General features: G+C 67.2%; 17 protein-coding genes. 9 read left to right on the forward strand and 8 right to left on the reverse strand.

The features are described from left to right. Window positions 1-64 precede the first annotated feature (64 nt). The 3 genes from ACNQS7_RS20805 to ACNQS7_RS20815 are packed head-to-tail and all read right to left on the reverse strand — an operon-like array spanning window position 65 to window position 2,723. Complete coding sequence (locus tag ACNQS7_RS20805) at window positions 65-403, reverse strand: hypothetical protein (protein WP_055579305.1); 339 nt, start codon at window positions 401-403, stop codon at window positions 65-67. Beyond that, window positions 400-1,950 carry a Rieske 2Fe-2S domain-containing protein gene (locus ACNQS7_RS20810; protein ID WP_418014045.1) on the reverse strand — a complete coding sequence of 517 codons (1,551 nt, stop codon included), beginning with the start codon at window positions 1,948-1,950 and terminating at the stop codon, window positions 400-402. The genes ACNQS7_RS20805 and ACNQS7_RS20810 overlap by 4 nt, the downstream gene beginning before the upstream one ends. A 47-nt stretch (window positions 1,951-1,997) precedes the next feature. Then, window positions 1,998-2,723, reverse strand: coding sequence for a phosphotransferase (locus ACNQS7_RS20815; RefSeq protein ID WP_418014047.1), 726 nt, complete (start codon window positions 2,721-2,723; stop codon window positions 1,998-2,000). Window positions 2,724-2,797: 74 nt separating this feature from the next. On the opposite strand from ACNQS7_RS20815, the gene ACNQS7_RS20820 reads away from it, so the two are divergent. The 7 genes from ACNQS7_RS20820 (at window position 2,798) to ACNQS7_RS20850 (ending at window position 8,444) form a co-directional block, all read left to right on the forward strand. After that, window positions 2,798-3,577, forward strand: coding sequence for a lysophospholipid acyltransferase family protein (locus tag ACNQS7_RS20820; RefSeq protein WP_418014048.1), 780 nt, complete (start codon window positions 2,798-2,800; stop codon window positions 3,575-3,577). 3 nt (window positions 3,578-3,580) lie between these two features. Then, window positions 3,581-4,336, forward strand: a complete 756-nt coding sequence (locus ACNQS7_RS20825) for a lysophospholipid acyltransferase family protein (protein ID WP_418014049.1) — start codon at window positions 3,581-3,583, stop codon at window positions 4,334-4,336. 19 nt (window positions 4,337-4,355) lie between these two features. After that, window positions 4,356-5,159: a lysophospholipid acyltransferase family protein gene (locus ACNQS7_RS20830; protein WP_418014050.1), complete on the forward strand. Its 804-nt coding sequence runs from the start codon at window positions 4,356-4,358 to the stop codon at window positions 5,157-5,159. A gap of 23 nt (window positions 5,160-5,182) precedes the next feature. Next, window positions 5,183-6,025 carry a Cof-type HAD-IIB family hydrolase gene (locus ACNQS7_RS20835; RefSeq protein ID WP_055579299.1) on the forward strand — a complete coding sequence of 281 codons (843 nt, stop codon included), beginning with the start codon at window positions 5,183-5,185 and terminating at the stop codon, window positions 6,023-6,025. 70 nt (window positions 6,026-6,095) lie between these two features. Continuing rightward, window positions 6,096-6,788 (forward strand): hypothetical protein, encoded by a 693-nt coding sequence (locus tag ACNQS7_RS20840; protein WP_418014051.1) that lies wholly within the window; start codon window positions 6,096-6,098, stop codon window positions 6,786-6,788. After that, window positions 6,785-7,951 (forward strand): glutathionylspermidine synthase family protein, encoded by a 1,167-nt coding sequence (locus ACNQS7_RS20845; RefSeq protein ID WP_418014052.1) that lies wholly within the window; start codon window positions 6,785-6,787, stop codon window positions 7,949-7,951. The genes ACNQS7_RS20840 and ACNQS7_RS20845 overlap by 4 nt, the downstream gene beginning before the upstream one ends. Before the next feature lie 34 nt (window positions 7,952-7,985). Continuing rightward, window positions 7,986-8,444 carry a DUF350 domain-containing protein gene (locus ACNQS7_RS20850; protein WP_418014053.1) on the forward strand — a complete coding sequence of 153 codons (459 nt, stop codon included), beginning with the start codon at window positions 7,986-7,988 and terminating at the stop codon, window positions 8,442-8,444. Window positions 8,445-8,542: 98 nt separating this feature from the next. Here ACNQS7_RS20850 and ACNQS7_RS20855 read toward each other — a convergent pair whose 3' ends face one another. Together ACNQS7_RS20855 and ACNQS7_RS20860 are read right to left on the reverse strand one after the other, a co-directional pair. Further along, window positions 8,543-10,018, reverse strand: a complete 1,476-nt coding sequence (locus ACNQS7_RS20855; RefSeq protein ID WP_418014054.1) for a PE family protein — start codon at window positions 10,016-10,018, stop codon at window positions 8,543-8,545. A gap of 80 nt (window positions 10,019-10,098) precedes the next feature. After that, window positions 10,099-11,412: a cytochrome P450 gene (locus ACNQS7_RS20860; protein ID WP_418014055.1), complete on the reverse strand. Its 1,314-nt coding sequence runs from the start codon at window positions 11,410-11,412 to the stop codon at window positions 10,099-10,101. Between the two features lie 72 nt (window positions 11,413-11,484). Between ACNQS7_RS20860 and ACNQS7_RS20865 the strand changes: the two genes are divergently transcribed. Beyond that, window positions 11,485-12,504 carry an AraC family transcriptional regulator ligand-binding domain-containing protein gene (locus ACNQS7_RS20865; protein WP_418014056.1) on the forward strand — a complete coding sequence of 340 codons (1,020 nt, stop codon included), beginning with the start codon at window positions 11,485-11,487 and terminating at the stop codon, window positions 12,502-12,504. Window positions 12,505-12,550: 46 nt separating this feature from the next. Next, a complete protein-coding gene (locus ACNQS7_RS20870) occupies window positions 12,551-13,183 on the forward strand; it encodes a hypothetical protein (protein ID WP_418014057.1) in 633 nt (210 codons plus the stop codon). Here ACNQS7_RS20870 and ACNQS7_RS20875 read toward each other — a convergent pair. The 3 genes from ACNQS7_RS20875 to ACNQS7_RS20885 all read right to left on the reverse strand — a co-directional run bounded on the left by ACNQS7_RS20875 (window position 13,070) and on the right by ACNQS7_RS20885 (window position 17,915). After that, a complete protein-coding gene (locus ACNQS7_RS20875) occupies window positions 13,070-15,100 on the reverse strand; it encodes an alanine racemase (protein WP_418014058.1) in 2,031 nt (676 codons plus the stop codon). The genes ACNQS7_RS20870 and ACNQS7_RS20875 overlap by 114 nt on opposite strands. Before the next feature lie 9 nt (window positions 15,101-15,109). After that, window positions 15,110-16,726 carry an LGFP repeat-containing protein gene (locus tag ACNQS7_RS20880; RefSeq protein ID WP_310787275.1) on the reverse strand — a complete coding sequence of 539 codons (1,617 nt, stop codon included), beginning with the start codon at window positions 16,724-16,726 and terminating at the stop codon, window positions 15,110-15,112. Window positions 16,727-16,961: 235 nt separating this feature from the next. After that, window positions 16,962-17,915 (reverse strand): hypothetical protein, encoded by a 954-nt coding sequence (locus tag ACNQS7_RS20885; protein WP_418014059.1) that lies wholly within the window; start codon window positions 17,913-17,915, stop codon window positions 16,962-16,964. Window positions 17,916-17,999 lie beyond the last annotated feature (84 nt).

Below are 17,999 nucleotides of genomic sequence, written 5' to 3' on the forward strand. Positions count from 1 at the left end.
CCGAGCGTGAAGCTGGCCGCACGTTCGATGCCGAGCGTGAAGCTGGCCGCACGCTCGGCGAAGGTCAGCCGCGCTTGTCGAGCAGTTCGTCCAGGCAGGCGAGGAACTCGTCGGGACGCGCGGGGGTGAAGGCGGGTTGTGAGCCCGGTATGTCGAGGGTGATCAGCGTCGACTTCAGCGGCCGGTAGAGATCCAGCGGCAGCCAGCGGCGCAGGTCGGGGCTGCCCCAGACATTGAACCGGACCGTGAGCAGGCCGAGCGGCTCGGCCTTGTATCCGCGGATCTGGTCCAGCCCGATGACTTTCGCGGTACCGGAGGGAAAGTGGTAGCGGCGCAACGTGATCGCCATCTGGTCCAGCTGGACGGCGCCGTCGTCGTAGCACAAATCCGAGACGGTGCTCATGCCCGGCTGCTCCGCAACTCGTGGCCACGGGTGGTCAGGCAGCGGCCATCCTCCAGTCGCCATTGCCAGCCGTGTAGGTTGCACGTCAGCGTATTGCCTTCGACCACACCGAATTTCGACAGATCAGCCTTGAGGTGGGGGCAACGCCGCTGAATCTCCCAGCCGTCCAGCGTGATCGAGGCCGAATCGTCGTGGCTCTCCGCGAACCAGCCGTCGGCGTAGGCGATCCGTTCGTCGGTCAGGCACTTGAAGAACGTGTAGAGGTATTCGTTGTAGCCACCGACGCGCCAGGCCCGGAACCGGGTCGACAGGAAGATTGTGTTGACCCAGTCCGGCTCGTTGTCGCGCAGCACCGTGCGCACCAGCTCCGGCGCGATCTCGAACCCGTAGCGGAACTTCTCGTCCGGGATGGCCTCCCGCACCGCCCGTTTGGGAAAGTCCAGGATCACCGTCTCCGGACCGATCACCAGTTCCACCGGATACCCGATGCCGTCACAGATCTCGTTGCTCTGCAACATGATCGGCTCGAACAGCGCCCGCAACGGCTCCAGCAGCGGTTCGCCGGTGGCCGGTGCCCAGCCGGCTTTCTCGGCGGCCAGCACCGGGGCCATCCGCGCGGCATAGTCGGCGATGTAGTCGGCCTTGCCGGTGGTGAAGATCGCTTCCACCTCTTCGGTGGGCAGCGGGTGCTGCAGCGAATTCAGTTGCGGGCCGGTGAAATCGGCGACGGAGCCGGGCATCATGAGCAGCCCGCGGTCGTGGCCGTGGCGGCGCATCTGGTCCAGGAACACCATCTGATCGGGGAAGATGTTCGCCGGGTCGTGGCGGTCGTCGTTGAGCTGACGCAGGTCGGGGTCCAGGAAGGCCGGCGGTCCGGCCGACGGCACCACCCACGTCGCGCCCACCTGTGCGATGTACTGCCGCGCCCGGTCCATGCCCCGCTGGCGCTTCTGGGTGGCGAACGCCTCCTTGGCGCGGGCCGGCATGTCGTAGACCATCGGGTACCAGATCGCACCCGAGTACTGCAGCAGGTGGACGTCGATGTGGCCGAAGTCGGCGGCGAGCACGTCCAGGTCGACCGGACGCGCGTCGTTCATGTTGAACACCGTGGTCTCACCGTCGGAGACCACCAGCGCCGAGTCACCGATCGGGCCGTCGGCCGGTGCCCGCAGCGCGATGATCATGATCTCGAGGTCGCCCTTGGGCCCGGACACCTGGTGAGACACCGAGTCCGTCGTCTCGAAGAACCGGTGGAATCCCAACTTCTCGAACTCGTGCCGCAGATCCGGCACCGGGAAGTCGGGCAGCAGCACCACCGCGTCCTTGTTGACGTGGGCATCCAGTAACGCGGCGTCGAAGTGATCCTTGTGCAGGTGCGAGACGTACAGGTAGTCACAGTCGCCCAGGGCGTCCCAGTCCAGGTTGCTGTTGTCCGGGAACGGGAACCACGACGCGAAGTAGGCGGGGTTCACCCAGGGGTCGCACAGGATGTTGCCCGCCCGGGTCTGGATCAGAAAGCCGGCGTGGCCGACGCTGGTAACCTGCACAAATACCTTCCCGGACCGTATCGGAGACGCCTCGAGTTTAGCTTGCGTCAGAGGTCCGGGTCCTCCCACAAGCGCCGGTAGTAGTCGATGCGCAGGGGGTCCGGGTCGACGCCGTAGGCGGCGAAGAACTCCGCCTCCCAGTTCCGGCCGGGGTAGTTCCAGCCCAGCGACAGTGTTGCCACGGCCAGGTCGGCCCACCGGTCGGCGACGCCGAGTTCGCCCAGGTCCACATGCCCGCAATAGCGGCCGACGTCGTCGATCAGGGTGTTGGGGGCGCAGGCGTCACCGTGGCAGACCACCAGCCGGTCGATCGGCGGCGGATCCCCCAGGTTGGCCCGGTGCGCGGGATGCAGCACCGGCAGCCGGGCGGCCACCGACCAGTCGAACGGGCACGAGGTAACCGGCAGGCGGTCGTGCATTGTGCGCAACCCCATAGCGATCGCGGCGACCGCGGTGGCGGGGTCGGCCTGCCAGCGGGGGTGCACGGCGGACACCCCGGGCAGCCCGGCGGTGCGCAGCCAGGCGACACCCTCATCGACCCCGAAATCGATCACGGCCGGCACCGGAAGGTAGGGCGCGGCCCAGCGCAACCGCCGCACCTCGCTGGTGAAATCGGGCGAGTGGACACCACCCACTTTGACGAATTCGGCGCCGTCAGCCACCCGGAAGGTGAGGTCGCCGAGCTCGTTGCGCCACACCGCGAGCACCGGTCGGCCGGCTGCCAGCCGCCGCACCACATCGGGAACCGGCGGCGGCGTCACGGGGAAGGACACGGTGCCCACCTCTCTGACTGCGCATTTTGCCCACTTGGGGTATCCGGTAGCCCGGAGCACTAGGCTGAATTGCTGTGGAACCTGCATACGGCACAGCCATCACCCTCGCCCGAATGATCTTCCGCCTGCAGGGTCTCAAGATCACCGTGACCGGCGTGGAGAACTTGCCGAGAAGTGGTGGCGCCGTCGTCGCGATCAACCACACGGGTTATCTCGACTTCACCCTGGCGGGTTTGCCGGCCTACAAGCAGGGCCTGGGCCGCAAAGTGCGATTCATGGCCAAGCAGGAGGTGTTCGACCACAAGATCTCGGGCCCGCTGATGCGGTCCTTCCGGCATATCCCGGTGGACCGGGACAGCGGCGCCGCGTCGTACGCGGCGGCCGTGGATAACCTCAAGGCCGGTGAGCTGGTGGGTGTGTACCCAGAGGCGACGATCAGCCGCAGCTTCGAGATCAAGGAGTTCAAGACCGGCGCCGCGCGGATGGCGATCGAAGCCGGTGTGCCGATCGTTCCGCACATCGTCTGGGGCGCTCAGCGGATCTGGACCAAGGGCCACCCCAAGAAGATCTTCCGGCCCAAGGTGCCGATTCAGGTGATCGTCGGTGAGCCGATCGAACCGACGCTGTCCACCAATGAACTGACCACCCTGTTGCACTCCCGGATGCAGCACCTGCTGGTTCGCGCGCAGGAGCAGTACGGGCCGCACCCGGCCGGGGAATTCTGGGTGCCGCGGCGGCTGGGCGGCGGCGCGCCGTCGCTGGCCGAGGCGGCCCGTATGGACGCGGAGGAGGCGGCGGCCAAGGCGGCGCGTCGCGCGGAGCGGGCCCACCCCACCGGGGCCGCGGAGCAGTGATCGATGGCGGAGCCCATTTACCGCGCCTGCGAGGTCCTGGCCCAGTTCCTGGTCCGGGCCACCGGGACGCGGATCACGTTCATGGGCGAGCAGAACATTCCCGCGCAGGGCGGCGCCGTGGTCGCCATCAACCACACCAGTTACGTCGACTTTCTGCCGGCCGGCCTGGCCATGCGCCGGCGGCACCGTCGGCTGCGGTTCATGATCAAGGCCGAGATGCAGCGGGTGAAGATCGTCAACTTCCTCATCAAGCAGAACGGTGCGATTCCGGTGGATCGCAGTTCCGGCGCCGACGCCTACGTCTCAGCGGTGCACGCGTTGCAGGAGGGGGAGCTGGTCGCGGTCTATCCGGAAGCCACGATCAGCCGCAGCTTCGAACTCAAGGACTTCAAGACGGGCGCCGCACGGATGGCAATCGAGGCCGGCGTGCCGATCGTCCCGCTGATCGTCTGGGGCGCGCAACGAATCTGGACCAAGGGGCTGCCAAGACAATTGGGGCGCAAGAAGGTCCCGGTCACCGTAGCCGTCGGCCCACCGCTGCAGGCCGCCTCGGACGTCGCGCGCACCAACGATGTGTTGCGCGAGTCGATGACCGTTCTGCTGGAAGAGGTGCAGCAGGATTATCCTCGTCCGGCCGGAGAGCTTTGGCTGCCGCGCCGGCTTGGCGGCGGGGCGCCAACATTGGACGAGGCCGCGCGAATGGACGCTGAGGAGACGGCGGCGAGGGCCGCACGCCGGACACCGCGTCAGTCACGGTAGGGAAAAAGGAGACCCAAAGATGGCCGAGCCAGTCTTCCGGATGCTGGAGTATCTCGTTCCGACCGCTATGGCGTTGAACGGAAACAAGATTACGTACCACGGTCTGGAGAACATCCCGTCGCAGGGCGGCGGCATCATCGCGCTCAATCACACCAGTTATGTGGACTGGATCCCCGCGTCGCTTGCGGCCAAGGAACGCAAGCGCCGGTTGCGGTTCATGATCAAGGCCGAAATGCAGGAGGTGAAGGCGGTCAACTATGTGATCAAGCACATCCAGCTGATCCCGGTGGACCGCAGCATGGGTGCCGATGCCTACGCGGTCGCCGTGCAGCGGCTGCGGGAGGGCGAACTGATCGGGGTGCATCCTGAGGCGACGATCAGCCGGAGCTTCGAACTCCGGGAGTTCAAGACCGGCGCCGCGCGGATGGCGGTGGAGGCGCAGGTGCCGATCATTCCGATGATCGTGTGGGGCGCACACCGGATCTGGCCGAAGGACCATCCGAAAAAGCTGGTGCGCAGCAAGATTCCCATCACCGCGGCAATCGGGCCGCCGTTGGCTCCGGGAGGCGACCACGAAGCGCTCAATGCCACTCTCCGCCAAGCGATGCAGGCGATGCTCTATTGGGCGCAGGAGAATTATCCGCACCCGCCGGGGGAGCCCTGGGTGCCGCGCCGGTTGGGCGGGAGCGCGCCGACCCCGGACGAGTCCAAAGAATTCCGTATCGCCGAGCTGGCCGAACGAGCCCGCAAGCGGGCGCAGTACGACGATGCGGCGAAGAAGCGACAGAAGGCGGGACCCACTGACAACCCCGGCCGCCCGTAACCACGCCCCGGCCCAGGGATCCGATGCCTGAGCCGACCTCGCCCTCATCGCCGAACAAACCCGCGCTCATCGGGTGCGACGTCGACGGCACCCTGCTCAATGAGGAAGAAGCGCTCAGCGCGCGCACGCGTGCCGCGGTTCAGGCCGCGGTGGCCGGGGGCACCCACTTCGTGCTGGCCACCGGCCGTCCGCCGCGCTGGATCAGGCCGGTGGTGGAGGCCCTCGGGTTCGCGCCGATGGCGGTCTGCGCGAACGGCGCGGTCATCTACGACCCCGAACACGACAAGGTGTTGTCGGCGCAGACGCTGTCCGTCGACACCTTGGCGGCCCTGGCTGACATCGCGCGGCGGGTCATCCCGGGGGTAGGGCTTGCGGTCGAGCGGATCGGCGAGCGCGCCCACGACACCGCCACCCCGCAGTTCATCAGCTCTCCCGGCTACGAGCACGCCTGGCTGAACCCGGACAACACCGAGGTGTCGTTCGACGACCTGCTGAGTGCGCCGGCGATCAAGTTGCTGATCCGCAAGGCCGGAGCCGTCAGCGCGGATATGGCTGCGGCGCTGGCCGGGCACCTCGGCGAGGAAGGCGATCTGACCTACTCCACCAACAACGGTCTGCTGGAGATCCTGCCGAGGGGCATCAGCAAGGCCACCGGCCTGCGCGAGGTCGCCGAACCGCTGGGCATCACCGAGGCGGAGGTGATCGCGTTCGGTGACATGCCGAACGATGTGCCGATGCTGCTGCAGGCCGGGCTCGGCGTGGCAATGGGGAACGCGCACCCCGAAGCGCTGGCCGCTGCCGATGAGGTGACGACGCCCAACAGCGAGGACGGTGTGGCGCGCGTGCTGGAGCGCTGGTGGTCTTAGTCACGGCGGCCGGGAAGATGTGGGAGACTGCCCGCGTGTTCAGGAATGCGGGCGGCCGGAGGGGACGCTAATGGATTCCGAATCAGACCCGCCCGAGGACGGCGCGTCGGAGGAGAGCAAGCCCGAAGAGACCAAGCCCGAGCCGAGCGAACCGGCTCCGGATCGTCCGCGCCGGAGTTCCCTGGGTGCGAACCGTCCGTTCAAGGAGCCGCCGGACAAGGTGCCGGACGGCACGCCGCTGCTGAAACCGCTGGGCAGTATTCAGTTCCAGGACGCGGCGACGACCAAGCCGAGGCCCCCGACGCCGGCCGAGTTGCGCGCCCGCAAGAAGCACGAAGAAAAGCAGCGCGAGCTCGAAGAGGCGCGTGAGGCCGCGGAAGCCAAGCGCCAGAAGCAGAAGCGCATCCTGATGGGTTCCGCGGCCGCCGTCGGGGTGGTGGGTCTGGTGGCGGGTGTCGGGTACTGGTTGCTGAGGCCCGACAACGTGACGGCGCAGTGCGTCCAGGACGATCCCAATGGCCAGCCGGTGATCGTGCCGGACAGCTACTGCACCGGCCACACGCCGGGCATGAACGGCTTCTTCTTCTGGGGCGGGCATTCCTACCGCTACTACTACGGCAGCTCGGGTTCGGTCGGTCAGCGGCCGATCGGGGGATCGACCAGCATCCCGAAGGGCGCCAACGTCACCACGAAGTCGGGCACCACCATCCAGCGCGGCGGCATCGGGGGCAGTGGCGGCAAGGGCGGGAGCGGCGGCTCGTGAAACGCGTCAGGTCCCAGCCGCGGCCGAATTGGCAGTCGATCGTCGAATCACAGGGGCTGGTCTACGGGACTCCGGCGCGCGACGCCAGCGGCGCCGACCGGCCGTACTGGGACGAGTCGGTCTATTACGAGTTCGAAATGGACGAGATCCTGGCACTGGAAGCCGACGTCGAGCTGCTGCACTCGATGTGCCTGAATGCCGTCGAACAAGTCGTCCTGATGGAGCGGTACGCGGATTTCGGCCTGCCGGAATGGAGTTGGCCGCACGTCGCCGAATCATGGCGCCGCTCGGATCCACATGTGTACGGCCGCTTCGACTTACGCTATGACGGCAGGCGCCCCGCGGTGCTGCTGGAATACAACGCCGATACGCCGACCACGCTGTTGGAAGCCGCGATCCTGCAATGGTATTGGCTGAAGGACAAGTTCCCCGACGACGATCAGTGGAACTCGTTGCACGAACAGCTGGTCGATCGCTGGAAGATGGTGCGGGATCTGTTGCCCAGCAACGAGTTACATTTTGCCTGGTCGGGCGTGGAGGCCACCGGCGAAGACCAGATCACGACCACCTATCTGCAGGAGACCGCGGCCGAGGCCGGTTTTCAGACGGTCGGGCTGTTGATCGAGGACGTCGGCTGGGACTCCGCGCTGGAGCGCTTCGTCGACCTCGAGGAGGACCCGATCCGGGCGATCTTCAAGCTGCACCCATGGGAGTGGGTGCTCGACGATCAGTTCGGCAAGTACGTGGTGCAGACGCTGCCGCAGACCATGTGGATCGAGCCGTTGTGGAAGACGCTGTTGTCCAACAAGGCGATCCTGGCCGTGCTGTGGGAGATGTATCCGGGGCACCCGAACCTGTTGCCCGCCTATCTTGACGACCCGCACGAACTCACCGAGTACGTGCGCAAGCCGAAGCTCGGACGCGAAGGCGCGAACGTCACCGTCGTCGGCGCCGGTTTGGAGACCGCGACGGGCGGCTTCTACGGCGAAGAGGGATTCGTCTATCAGTTGTTGGACCCGTTGCCCGAGTTCGACGACATGCGGCCTGCTTTGGGGGCCTGGGTGGTCGGCGACACTGCCGCGGGTCTCGGTATCCGAGAGACGGCCGGACTCATCACCGATGATGGCGCGGCGTTCGTTCCACACCGAATTCCCCTGAGATGAACCTTCCTTTTGAGATGAACGGAGCTGATCTTCGATGACGACGACGATTGTTGCGCTGCCGCATTCGGATTACTGGAGTTGGTTGGGGCGCGGCGCCGGCGCGATCGTGCTCTACTCGATCCTGGGCCTCGTGCTGATGATCATCGGCTTCTACGCCATCGATCTGACCACGCCGGGCCCGCTGCGCAAGATGGTCAACGCCGGCAAGCCGAACGCCATCCTGGTGACGGCGGCCGGGATGGTCAGCATGGCTTTCATCGTGGTCATTGCTATTTACTCGTCGTCGGGCAACTTGCGGGAGGGGCTGCTGGCCTCGGCGGTCTTCGGCCTGGTCGGCATCGCCGCGCAGGTGGTGATGATGCGGATTGCGACCGTGGTGATCGGCATCGACATGGATGCGTTGTTCCACTCGGACGAATTCGCCTACCACGCCCTCATGGTGGCCGCGGCGCAGTTCGCGCTCGGGATCGTGGTGTCGGTAGCGATCCTCTGAGCGGGTGGCCTGTCACAGGAGCCACTTTGGCCCCTGGAAGCCGGACGCACATGGCTCGGGAATGTGATATCGCGGGCGATATCACATTCCATCGGATGTCATGCCGCGGCGTTGATCGCCAGGGCCAACTGCTGGGGCAGGTAGTTGATCATCAAGGGCGCGAGTCCCATGAATGGCGTGCCGAAGACGGTGACATCGAACGGGTTAACGATGCCCGGTAGATGTGGGTCGACCGTGGCGGTAACCGGGTGTGGGGCAACGAGAATTCCGTCGACGGGCAGATGCAGCGTGATTGTCACGCTCTGCGGAGGCAACCCGAATGGAAGGTTCGTCGGGACCTGGATCACGCTGTCAACGGTACTGTGCGCGTTGAGGAACCCATTCAGTATGTTGGCGGGGGCATCGACAAGGGTGCTGGCAGCTCCCACGAAATCGCCTGTCGCTAAAGCGCCTTCGAAGGTCTGCAAGCTGCTCGCCAGTGCGTTCAGTGCTGAGAACGGCGCGCCGGCCGCCGCATAGGTGAACACCAGCGGCAACCCGAAGTATGCGCTCAGCGTTCCGGTTGCGGTCAGCGGTTGGTTGAGAACCGCCGTAATGCTGGGCAAGGTGAGGGTATTGAGTACGTTGGTGAAGTTCTGCCCGATGTGACGCAGCAACGGTGGGCTGGTCAGGCCGGTCAGGAATTGCGCCTCCTGGCTGGGCAGGTTCATGATGGTGAAAAAGTCGCCGAGCGGGCCCAGCACCTTGGGACTCAGGGTCGCGGTGAACCCGATGGGTAGGTTCGCGGTGACGGTCACCGGGCCGGGGTCGAATCCGGTCACCAAGAGGTGTTCAAACGCCAGCCCTACGTCGGATACCGCGCCGGTGTAATCGCCGGCCAATAACGCACCGAAGGCGACCTGCATTTCGGCGCCGAATTGCGGCAGACCGGCCACCAGCGTGCTCAAACCGTTGTTCGCCGAGGTGAAGAACGTCTGCGCGAAGCCGATCTGGGTGGCGATGAACTGCTGGATGTACTGCGCCGCGGGGAATGTCGCGAACTGCTGGATCGCGGCCTGGATAGCCGCCGGCAGGTTCGGCAAGGTGGCGGGGATGTTCGCGACAGCAGTCGCGATCTGCTGTGCGTAGCCCACCTGGTTGGCCAGGAATTGACGGAAGAACGGGAACGGGTTCGCCGCCCAGGCGCTGCCCAGGGCTTGCAGGTTGGCAGTGGTGTTGGTGATGAGCTGCCCGTAGGCGCCACCCGGAACGGCCGGGGCCGCGCTGGGTGCGTTCCCGAGAACGGCTGCGGCGTTGGCCATTTCGGCGCTCACATAAGCTGCCGCGCTACCGTTCAGCAGGCGCAGGAAGTCGGCGTGATACGAGGACACCTGCGCGCTGACGGCTTGAAACTCCTGACCGAAACCGCCGAACGCTTGCGCGATGGCCGCCGAAACCTCGTCTGCGGCGGCGGCCGCGATCCCGGTGGTGGGCATCGTTGCGGCCGTCGTCGCCGTCCGCAGTGACGAGCCGATACCCGCCAGATCTTCGGCGGCAGCCGCGACCCAGTCCGGCGTAGTGACCAAGTAAGACATGGCCGAATCCCCTCAAATGACTTCCCCGCCGATCCGAGCGTAATCCCAGGCGCAGCCCGAGCGCGGGAGATTCGCCGAACTCAGCGGCGGGTCAGCCGCACCGGCACCGAAACGGGTCCGCGCAGCGACGGCGTGATGCTCCACCTGACGGGCCCGGCCAGTTCCAATCCGTCCACCTCGTCCAGGAGGCAATCGATGGCCGTGGCCGTTTCGAGCCGCGCCAGATGAGCTCCCAGACAGAAGTGCAGTCCGTGCCCGAACGCGAGATGTCCGGTGGTGTTGCGGTGGATGTCGAAGCGGTCCGGGTCGTCGAACTTGGCGGGATCCCGGTTGGCCGCCCCGTAGAACAGCAAAGCCCTTGCGCCCTTGGGGATTACCGTGTCGCCGACTGGGTATTCAGCGGTAGCCGTCCGGGTCACCCACTGCACCGGCGAACCCCACCGCGCCGTCTCTTCGACCGCTGCATACAGACGGCGGCGGTCCGCCTTCAGTTCGGCGAACAACTCCGCGTCCTCGGCGAGTCTGATCAGCAGCATGCCCAGCAGGTTGGTGGTCGTCTCGTTGCCTGCCACCAGCAGGACGAGCACATAGAGAAACGCCTCATTGTCGGTCAGTTCTCCCGCAGCAACGGCCACCTGCAGGCGAGTCAGCAGGTCGTCGGCGGGTTCTGTTGCACGCGTTCGAATTTCGGTGTCGGAGAAACTGCGCAGCCGCAGGTAGGCCTGCATCGCCGAGCCCATCATGCGCACGATCTGTGGCAGCGACCGCGGGGCGAATACCTGCGCGAACTTCTCTGAGACCGCGCGAAACCCCGGCCACTGATCCCGCGGGATACCCAGGATGTTGGCGATGACGTTGATGGGCATCGGGATGGTCAGCGCCGGAACGAGATCCACGACGTCACCTCGCCTGAGCCCGGCGATTGCCTCGTCGGCCAGCGCGCGGATGTCCGTCGTCCACGCCTGGACGGCACGCTTGGTGAACACGGGTGCCACGATGTGGCGCAACCGCGTGTGATCCGGCGGGTCGGTGAAGACCACCATGTTCGCCACGAACGATCGCAGCGCGATGCCGTCTCGCGAGGTGAAGGTGGCGTTGTCGCGGACCGCGGAATGGACATCGTCGTAGCGCCCCAACATCCAGACGCCGAGACGTTCGTTGATCACCACGGGGTTCTCCCGAATTCGCCGATAGTCGGGAAAGGGATCGGCGATGTTGCGGACGAGTGTGGGGTCGAACGTCGTGCGCGGTATCGAGGCGGGGGCGGAGTTAGGACGGGGCCGGCGCAGATCCCGGTACCCCCCGGTGGCGACTGGACGCCACAGGTCGGCCACCGAACTGCGGGCCGCCGAGACGAGCGCCAGTGGTGCGGGCCGGAGCAAGTCGGTCGCCATGCAACGACGTTAAAGGCCGGGTCGCGGCCTGGTAATGGCCGATCCAGACAGACATTTGATATTTTCGGACGCATGCCTGGCGCCGTGGCCCCCATGTGGGACGTCGCGCTGTCCTCGGCAACCGGCCGGCACATTCTGGAAACCGCCCGGCGGCATGGCCTCGACCCGACGGTGTGCCTGGCAGGAACCGGCATGACGGCGGAGCAACTGCAGGACCCGGCCACCGAGATCTACGCCAGCCAGGAGCTGACGATGATCCGCAACCTGATCGGCCGCCTCGGCGACCAACCGGGTCTCGGCATGGAAACCGGGATGCAGTACAACCTCGCCGACACCGGGATCTTCGGATACGCGCTGATGGCCAGCCCCACCTTCGGTGACGCCATCGACGTCGCCTGCCGTTACGCCGCCCTGGCGGACTCCTATGTGTGCCTGGAAGCTCCCGAAGTGACCGCCCCCGAAGCCGTCATCATCTTCGACGACAGTCAGATTCCACGCGACATCCGGCGGTTCGTCAGCGAACGCGATTTCGCGATCATGCTGCGGCTGCTGCCGCTGCTGTTGGGCGCCAACACCACCCCGGTGACGGTGCGGATGGAGTTGGCGGACCTGGAAATGCCGGTCGACACCGTGACGTTGGACAACTTGACCGTCGTCGTCGGCACCGGGCCGCGCAACGCGCTGATCCTGCCGTCCGACCTCGTCGAGCGGAGCATGCCGGCAGCCGACGCGCAGACGGCGGCGATCTGCATCCGCCAGTGCGAAGAGTTGCTGAACCGGCGACGCACCCGGCGCGGGTTCTCGGCGACCGTCCGGACCCGGTTGATCCAGGACTCGGCGGAGATTCCGTCGATGACGACGGTCGCGAAAGAGCTGTGTATCACCGAGCGCACCCTGCACCGCCGGCTGGCCGGCGAAGGCACCAGCTATCGCGCGCTGCTCGACGAGGTCCGCGCCGCACTGGCCGGCGAACTCTTGAAATCCGGACTGACCGTCGAGGAGACCGCACAGCGGCTCGGATACTCCGAGACGGCCGCCTTCACCCGCGCCCACATCCGGTGGAACGGGCATCCGCCCAGCCGGCGCCGGTGACTTAAGCCTCTGCCCGGCTGCCGCGGGCGTGACTAGCCTCAGCGCCATGGGTAACCGCAGGCCGCTGCTCGGCGCGCTGATGGCGGCGGGCGGCCTCGCGGGCTTGTACAACTGGGTGGGACGCCCGGTGATGTACAACTGGGGCGCCACCGACGACGAAGTCGTCGCCGAACTGCCCGGCGAGGAACTTGTCCAGCCGGGGGCGGTGCGCACCACCCGCGGGATCACCGTGGCCGCGCCGCCGGCGGCGATCTGGCCGTGGCTGGCACAGATCGGCGAGGACCGCGGCGGCTTCTACAGCTACGACTGGCTGGAACGCCTGGTGGGCACCCGGATTCACAACGCCGACACCGTCCACCCGGAGTGGCAGAACCTGAATGTCGGCGACCCGGTCTGGCTGGCCCGCCGCTACGGCAGCAACGGGTGCCAAGTGGTCGCGGCGGTCGAACCCGAGTCGCATCTGGTGTTGATGTCGCGTGCGGACTTCGAGCGGGTGCAGCGCGGCGAGAAGGCCGTCGCGTCCTGGGCGTTCTATCTGCGCCCGCAGAATGGCGCCACCCGCCTGCTAGCCCGTGGCACCGGGGGCGTGGCCGGGATGGCCTTCTTCGACATCCCGCACTTCGTGATGGAACGCGGCATGCTCCGCGGACTGCGCAAGCGCGCCACCATCGTACGCTGACATACTGTCCCGCAACGTCTTTGGCGCAACGGTGCTCGAAATCAGCGAGGCGCCGTCGATGGTCCGGGGGAGGTAGCCCAGCGCGGCCAGCCGTTCGGACATCACAGCCACCGGGTCGGCGACGGCATCCGAAAGGCCGGACAGGAATGCCCACTCGTGCTCGTCACTGCCGAAATAGACGACGGCGTCGAAGGTTTCGCGGAATCGATGCCAGGACGACAGCAATGTCGCATTACGCCACAGCGTGGGGCAACCCGCCTGGTCGACCACCACGCGACCGATTTCGCGGCACTTCCGCAGGAAGCCGGTGTCGTACAGGCGGTTGTGCTGCGCGGGCTCCGAGCGTTCGTCGGGCAGATCCACCACCACGATGTCGTAGGGCGTCGTGGACCGGTCCACGAAGTCCCAACCGTCCCGGTAGTGCATGGTGATCGGTCCGAGTCCCTCTTCCGCCCTGCGTAATTCGTCGGGGGAGTATCCGTAGGGCAGGTGCTCGGCGCACAACCGCACCGCGTCACGATCGATGTCGACGTGGTCGACGTGGGTGGCTCCGGCAGCGACGGCCATCTGACTCACCACGCCCTCCCCGGAGCCGATGATCAGCACCCGCTCGATGTGACCGGCGAGCAACAACGCAGGCACCAGCAGTGCTTCGTGGTAGACCAGCTGACTGAACTCAGTGCTCTGGCGTTCGCCGTCGCTGAACAGCGCCACGCCCTGCTCGGTGCGGCCGATCACCAGCTCCTGGTAAGGGGTGCGCACGTCACAGATGACCTCGGACAGCGTCCAGTTCCGGGTGAGCCCCGGTGCCAGCGGTTCCACTATCGTGCGGCCCAGACCGCAGGGCGGATCGAAATATGTTGGCAGCGGCGGGAACCCGTTGAACCAGATGGAGGCATAACTTCCGGTGTACGCGCCGGTGTCGCAGATCTCGACCCCGTCGCCCGGGCGCAGCGTGACCGGCAGCGCACAGCCCTGATACAGCACGTCGTCACCGTCGCACGTCGGTCCGGCGAGCACGGCGTCTGCGACCGCATCGCCGTCGCGCCGGGTCCGCAGTCGGTAACGGATGTACTCGTTCTCGGTTTCGGCCAGACCGCTGTAGCGGCCGACGTCGAGGTACACCCAGCGCCGGCCGTCGGTTCCGGTGCGCACCGCCACCACCTCGCACGCAATGGTGCCGGCGGAGCCGACGATCACCCGACCCGGTTCCACGGCCAATCGTGGTGGCTGCGAACCGAAATGCCGAATCATCGCCGATGTGATGAGTTCGGCGATCACCTCGAGATTGGGTGCGGCGCCGGCGTACGGAAGGGGGAAACCGCCGCCGGCGTTGACCGTCGCCAGCCCGCCCACCGCATCGAATACCGAAGCGGCACTGGCGATACCGAGTTCCCACGCGGAGACGTCGAGTTGCTGCGAGCCGACGTGAAAGCTCACGCCCCCAGCGACCAGGCCCCAGGACCGGGCGCGGGCGAGCAGTTGGGCGGCGTGGGCGGGAGCGCACCCGAATTTGTGGCCGAAGGGAGTCACCGACGATGGAAACACCGGGGCTATCCGGCATTCCACCCCGGCTCCGGGCGCATGTTCGGCCAGTACGGCCAAATCGTGTTCGGTGTCGAAGGCGAACAGTCGCACCCCCCGCGCATAGGCCGCCGCCACCGCCTGCGGTTTTTTGACGGTGTTGCCGAACGCCAGCCGATCACCGTCGATCCCCGCGGCGAGGCAGGCATCGACCTCGCCCACCGAGGCGACGTCGAAAGCGGATCCCTCGGCGGCCAGCAGTCGCAGGATGGGTTCGGCGGGGTTCGACTTGACCGCATAGCGGATGCTCGCATCCGGCAGCGCCGACCGCAGCGTCCGGAAATTGTCGCGCACCCGATCGAGATCCATCCTCAGATAGGGCGTTTCGGGCACCCCAGCAGACTAGTTGGGCGGGTGCGACGGCAACGAGAAGTGTTCCGGCGGCACGTTCGGGCCGCTGGGGGGCTGCGTCGAGAGCGGCGTCGTGACGCCGTCGAGAACCTGGGTCATGTTGCCGGTCAGCCGTTCGAAGTTCAGCGTCCCGTGCACGAAGTTCTGGCTGATCCGCAGCGGCTCCTGGATCTCCGCGCTGGTCGGCAGCCCGAGCGGGCCGTGCTCGTAGCTCTGCGCCGCCCAGGCGTCGTAGATGGCGCCGGTGATGGGTTGCACGCCGGTGGCCGGCGACCAGTACATGGCGCCCTTGGCGAAGGTGACGAACCGCGATCCGTCGGCGCCGTCGGCCTCCGGCGACGTGGGGGCGCCCAGCACGCTGGTCATCCCGCCCATCGCCTGCCAGTGCTCGTAGATCGCGCCGCCCTCCAGCGCCTTTATCAACTCCTCCGGCGGGTCGTTGAAATGCGCTGCGATGTCTCGGATCTCGTCCATCAGCGCGTAGGCGGCGTTGCCCGGGCAGTCGGTGTTGCCGACGTCGCGGTGGGTGAAGATGGTCGGCAACTTGGCTATCGCGCCGCCCGGGTAGGTGGTGTAGGAGCTGCCGGCGGAGACCAGTTCCACCATGCCCTTCGGGTCGACCTCGGCCAGCCCGAGGCGCCACCCCAACAGCCGTCCGACGGTGCGGATCTGCACCGGGGTGGGCGCCACGTCGTCGAAGTTGCCGAGCATGGCCACGCCCCAGGTCTCCCGGTTGAATCCGCCGGTGTGGAACGCCTCGACCGGCTTGGTGAGCCCGCCGGCGCTGCCTTCGAATACCTGTCCGTACTTGTCGACCAGCGCGTTGTACGCGATGTCGCACCAGCCCAGGGTCTTGCTGTGATAGGTGTAGATCGCCTTGACGATGCCGGCCGATTCCAGCGGCGAGTAGTCGTTGCTGCCCGCGGTGTGGTGGATCACCGCCGCCCGGACACTGCGGTCGTATTCCGGACTGCCGCAGCGCAGCGACTCGTCGGCACCCCATTCCGCCCGGCTGATGATCTGCGGCGCCTGGCCCGGCATGGTGACCCCGGTCGGCGGCGTCCAGTGGGTCTCCGCGGGCGCCTGCGGCGGCGAGATGAGGATCGCGTTGATGTTCTGGCCGAACGGCTGTTCCTTGGTGGCCGGCCGGTAGCCCAGATCACCGGCGTGCGACGGCGTCGGAGGCGCCTGCGTCACCGGGGCGTCGACCGGTCTGGTGACGGCGATTTCCACCGCCGTGGTGGTGCCGACGAACACCGGGTCGGTACTGCGCGGCTCCGCCGTCACACCGTTGGGTGCGGACGTCTGATACTCGGTCTGGTACCACGGCCCCCACGACCCGTCGGGCTTCTTGGCGCGCACGCGGGCCGACGTGCCGGCCAGGTCGCCGGTGAGTGCGACCAGCGAGAACGGCGTGTCCTGGGTCAGTTCACGGACGGTGACGCCGCCACCGAGGCCGACCAGCGGCTGCTCGGCGAGTTGAGTGTCGCGCGCCGGGGGCGGGGCGTGGCTCGCGGCGGGCGGGCGCATCAGCACCCATGACACGATGACGACCGTCGCCAGGGCGGCGGTGAGCAACATCGTGGGTGCGCGACCGCGGGACACCAGGCGATGTTACGTGTGTGCCTAATGTTTCTTCTGAGGCGACACGGCCTTTCCGACGAGCAGACATAAAATCACCCCGGAGCATGCGCTCCAAGGGCGATTTTGTGTCTGCTCGCGGGGAGCTCGCGGGGAGAAAGTGCCCCAAGCTGTCGACGACACCGCAGAGGATTTGGACTGGGCGAGTTGCCGGGACCCGATCCAGAGCCGACTCTGCGGTGCCGTCACGTGACAGGCTTCGTTAAACCGGTGGCGCCCCCGCCACCGCTGCGGCCGGTATTGCCGGCACCGCGGCGGCGGGTGCCCCCGCCGCGGGTAGGGCCGGCACGGCGGGTACCCCGGGCGCGCCCGCGGTAGGCAGGACCGGCGCCAGGCCGGCCGCGCCGGGCAGCGCCGGTGCCGCACCGGCGGCCGCCGGAGCCCCGGCTGCGCCACCCTGCACCTGCTGCATGATCGCCGGCATGATCAGACCCTTGAGCAGGTCGATGGCCTGGCTCGCGCCCAGCTGGTTGGCCGCCTGCATCAAGTCGCTGACCAGTCCGCCGCCGCCGCTGCTTCCGGTGCCGACCGGCGAGACCGGCGACAGGCCGGTGCCGCCACCGCCGAGCCCGGAGGTGTCGCCCAGGATCGGGTAGGTGCCGTCGGCCCCCGGGTCCAGCCCGACTGGCGCGCTGATCGGGACCTCACCGGTGGCGGTGGCCGGGCTCAGCGCCGACGGGCTCGTCAGGCCGGGGGCCACGCCGGTGGGGCTGGTCAGCGCAGGGTTGACACCCGTGCCGGTGGCAGCCGTCGGAGGGGTCAGCCCCGGCAGGGCGCCGGGCGTCGTCGGCGTCAGACCCGGGCTGGCCAGGCCGGGAGTCGTCCCCAGCCCGGTGGTGCCCAGGCCCGGGCTGGCCAGACCGGGAGTGGTCCCCAATCCGGTGGTGCCCAGGCCGGTACTCGCTCCGCCGGTACCGCCGAGCGCGGGGACCGGCGGCAGGTTGACTCCGAACTGCGACAGGCCCTGGGACAGGGCGGAGATCAGCTCGTTGGGCAGGTCGGCGACACTGGCCGCCCGCTTGAACTCGTGGTGTTCCACCGGCTTGACGTCGGCGGTCGATTCGTAGACAAGAAAGTAAGCACACGGACTTGCGACGGCCAGGGCGGCGACCGCGCTCATAGTCTTCGAGAGCTTGCGTCGGCGTCGGTTCGGCACGGAAGTCTCCTCAATCTGGATTATGTGGAGCGGGGTCGGAGACCCACATGACCGATGGTACGAGTGAGAATGGTGTGACTACTG

This window comes from Mycobacterium sp. 23 (assembly GCF_048287075.1).
GTDB classification, from domain to species: Bacteria; Actinomycetota; Actinomycetes; order Mycobacteriales; family Mycobacteriaceae; genus Mycobacterium; species Mycobacterium gordonae_B.

Coding starts and splice junctions, on each gene's coding strand:
- ACNQS7_RS20865 (WP_418014056.1), top strand. CDS start 11,485: ATGCCTGGCGCCGTGGCCCCCATGTGGGACGTCGCGCTGTCCTCGGCA.
- ACNQS7_RS20825 (WP_418014049.1), top strand. CDS start 3,581: ATGGCGGAGCCCATTTACCGCGCCTGCGAGGTCCTGGCCCAGTTCCTG.
- ACNQS7_RS20805 (WP_055579305.1), bottom strand. CDS start 403: ATGAGCACCGTCTCGGATTTGTGCTACGACGACGGCGCCGTCCAGCTG.
- ACNQS7_RS20860 (WP_418014055.1), bottom strand. CDS start 11,412: ATGGCGACCGACTTGCTCCGGCCCGCACCACTGGCGCTCGTCTCGGCG.
- ACNQS7_RS20835 (WP_055579299.1), top strand. CDS start 5,183: ATGCCTGAGCCGACCTCGCCCTCATCGCCGAACAAACCCGCGCTCATC.
- ACNQS7_RS20830 (WP_418014050.1), top strand. CDS start 4,356: ATGGCCGAGCCAGTCTTCCGGATGCTGGAGTATCTCGTTCCGACCGCT.
- ACNQS7_RS20870 (WP_418014057.1), top strand. CDS start 12,551: ATGGGTAACCGCAGGCCGCTGCTCGGCGCGCTGATGGCGGCGGGCGGC.
- ACNQS7_RS20850 (WP_418014053.1), top strand. CDS start 7,986: ATGACGACGACGATTGTTGCGCTGCCGCATTCGGATTACTGGAGTTGG.
- ACNQS7_RS20840 (WP_418014051.1), top strand. CDS start 6,096: ATGGATTCCGAATCAGACCCGCCCGAGGACGGCGCGTCGGAGGAGAGC.
- ACNQS7_RS20855 (WP_418014054.1), bottom strand. CDS start 10,018: ATGTCTTACTTGGTCACTACGCCGGACTGGGTCGCGGCTGCCGCCGAA.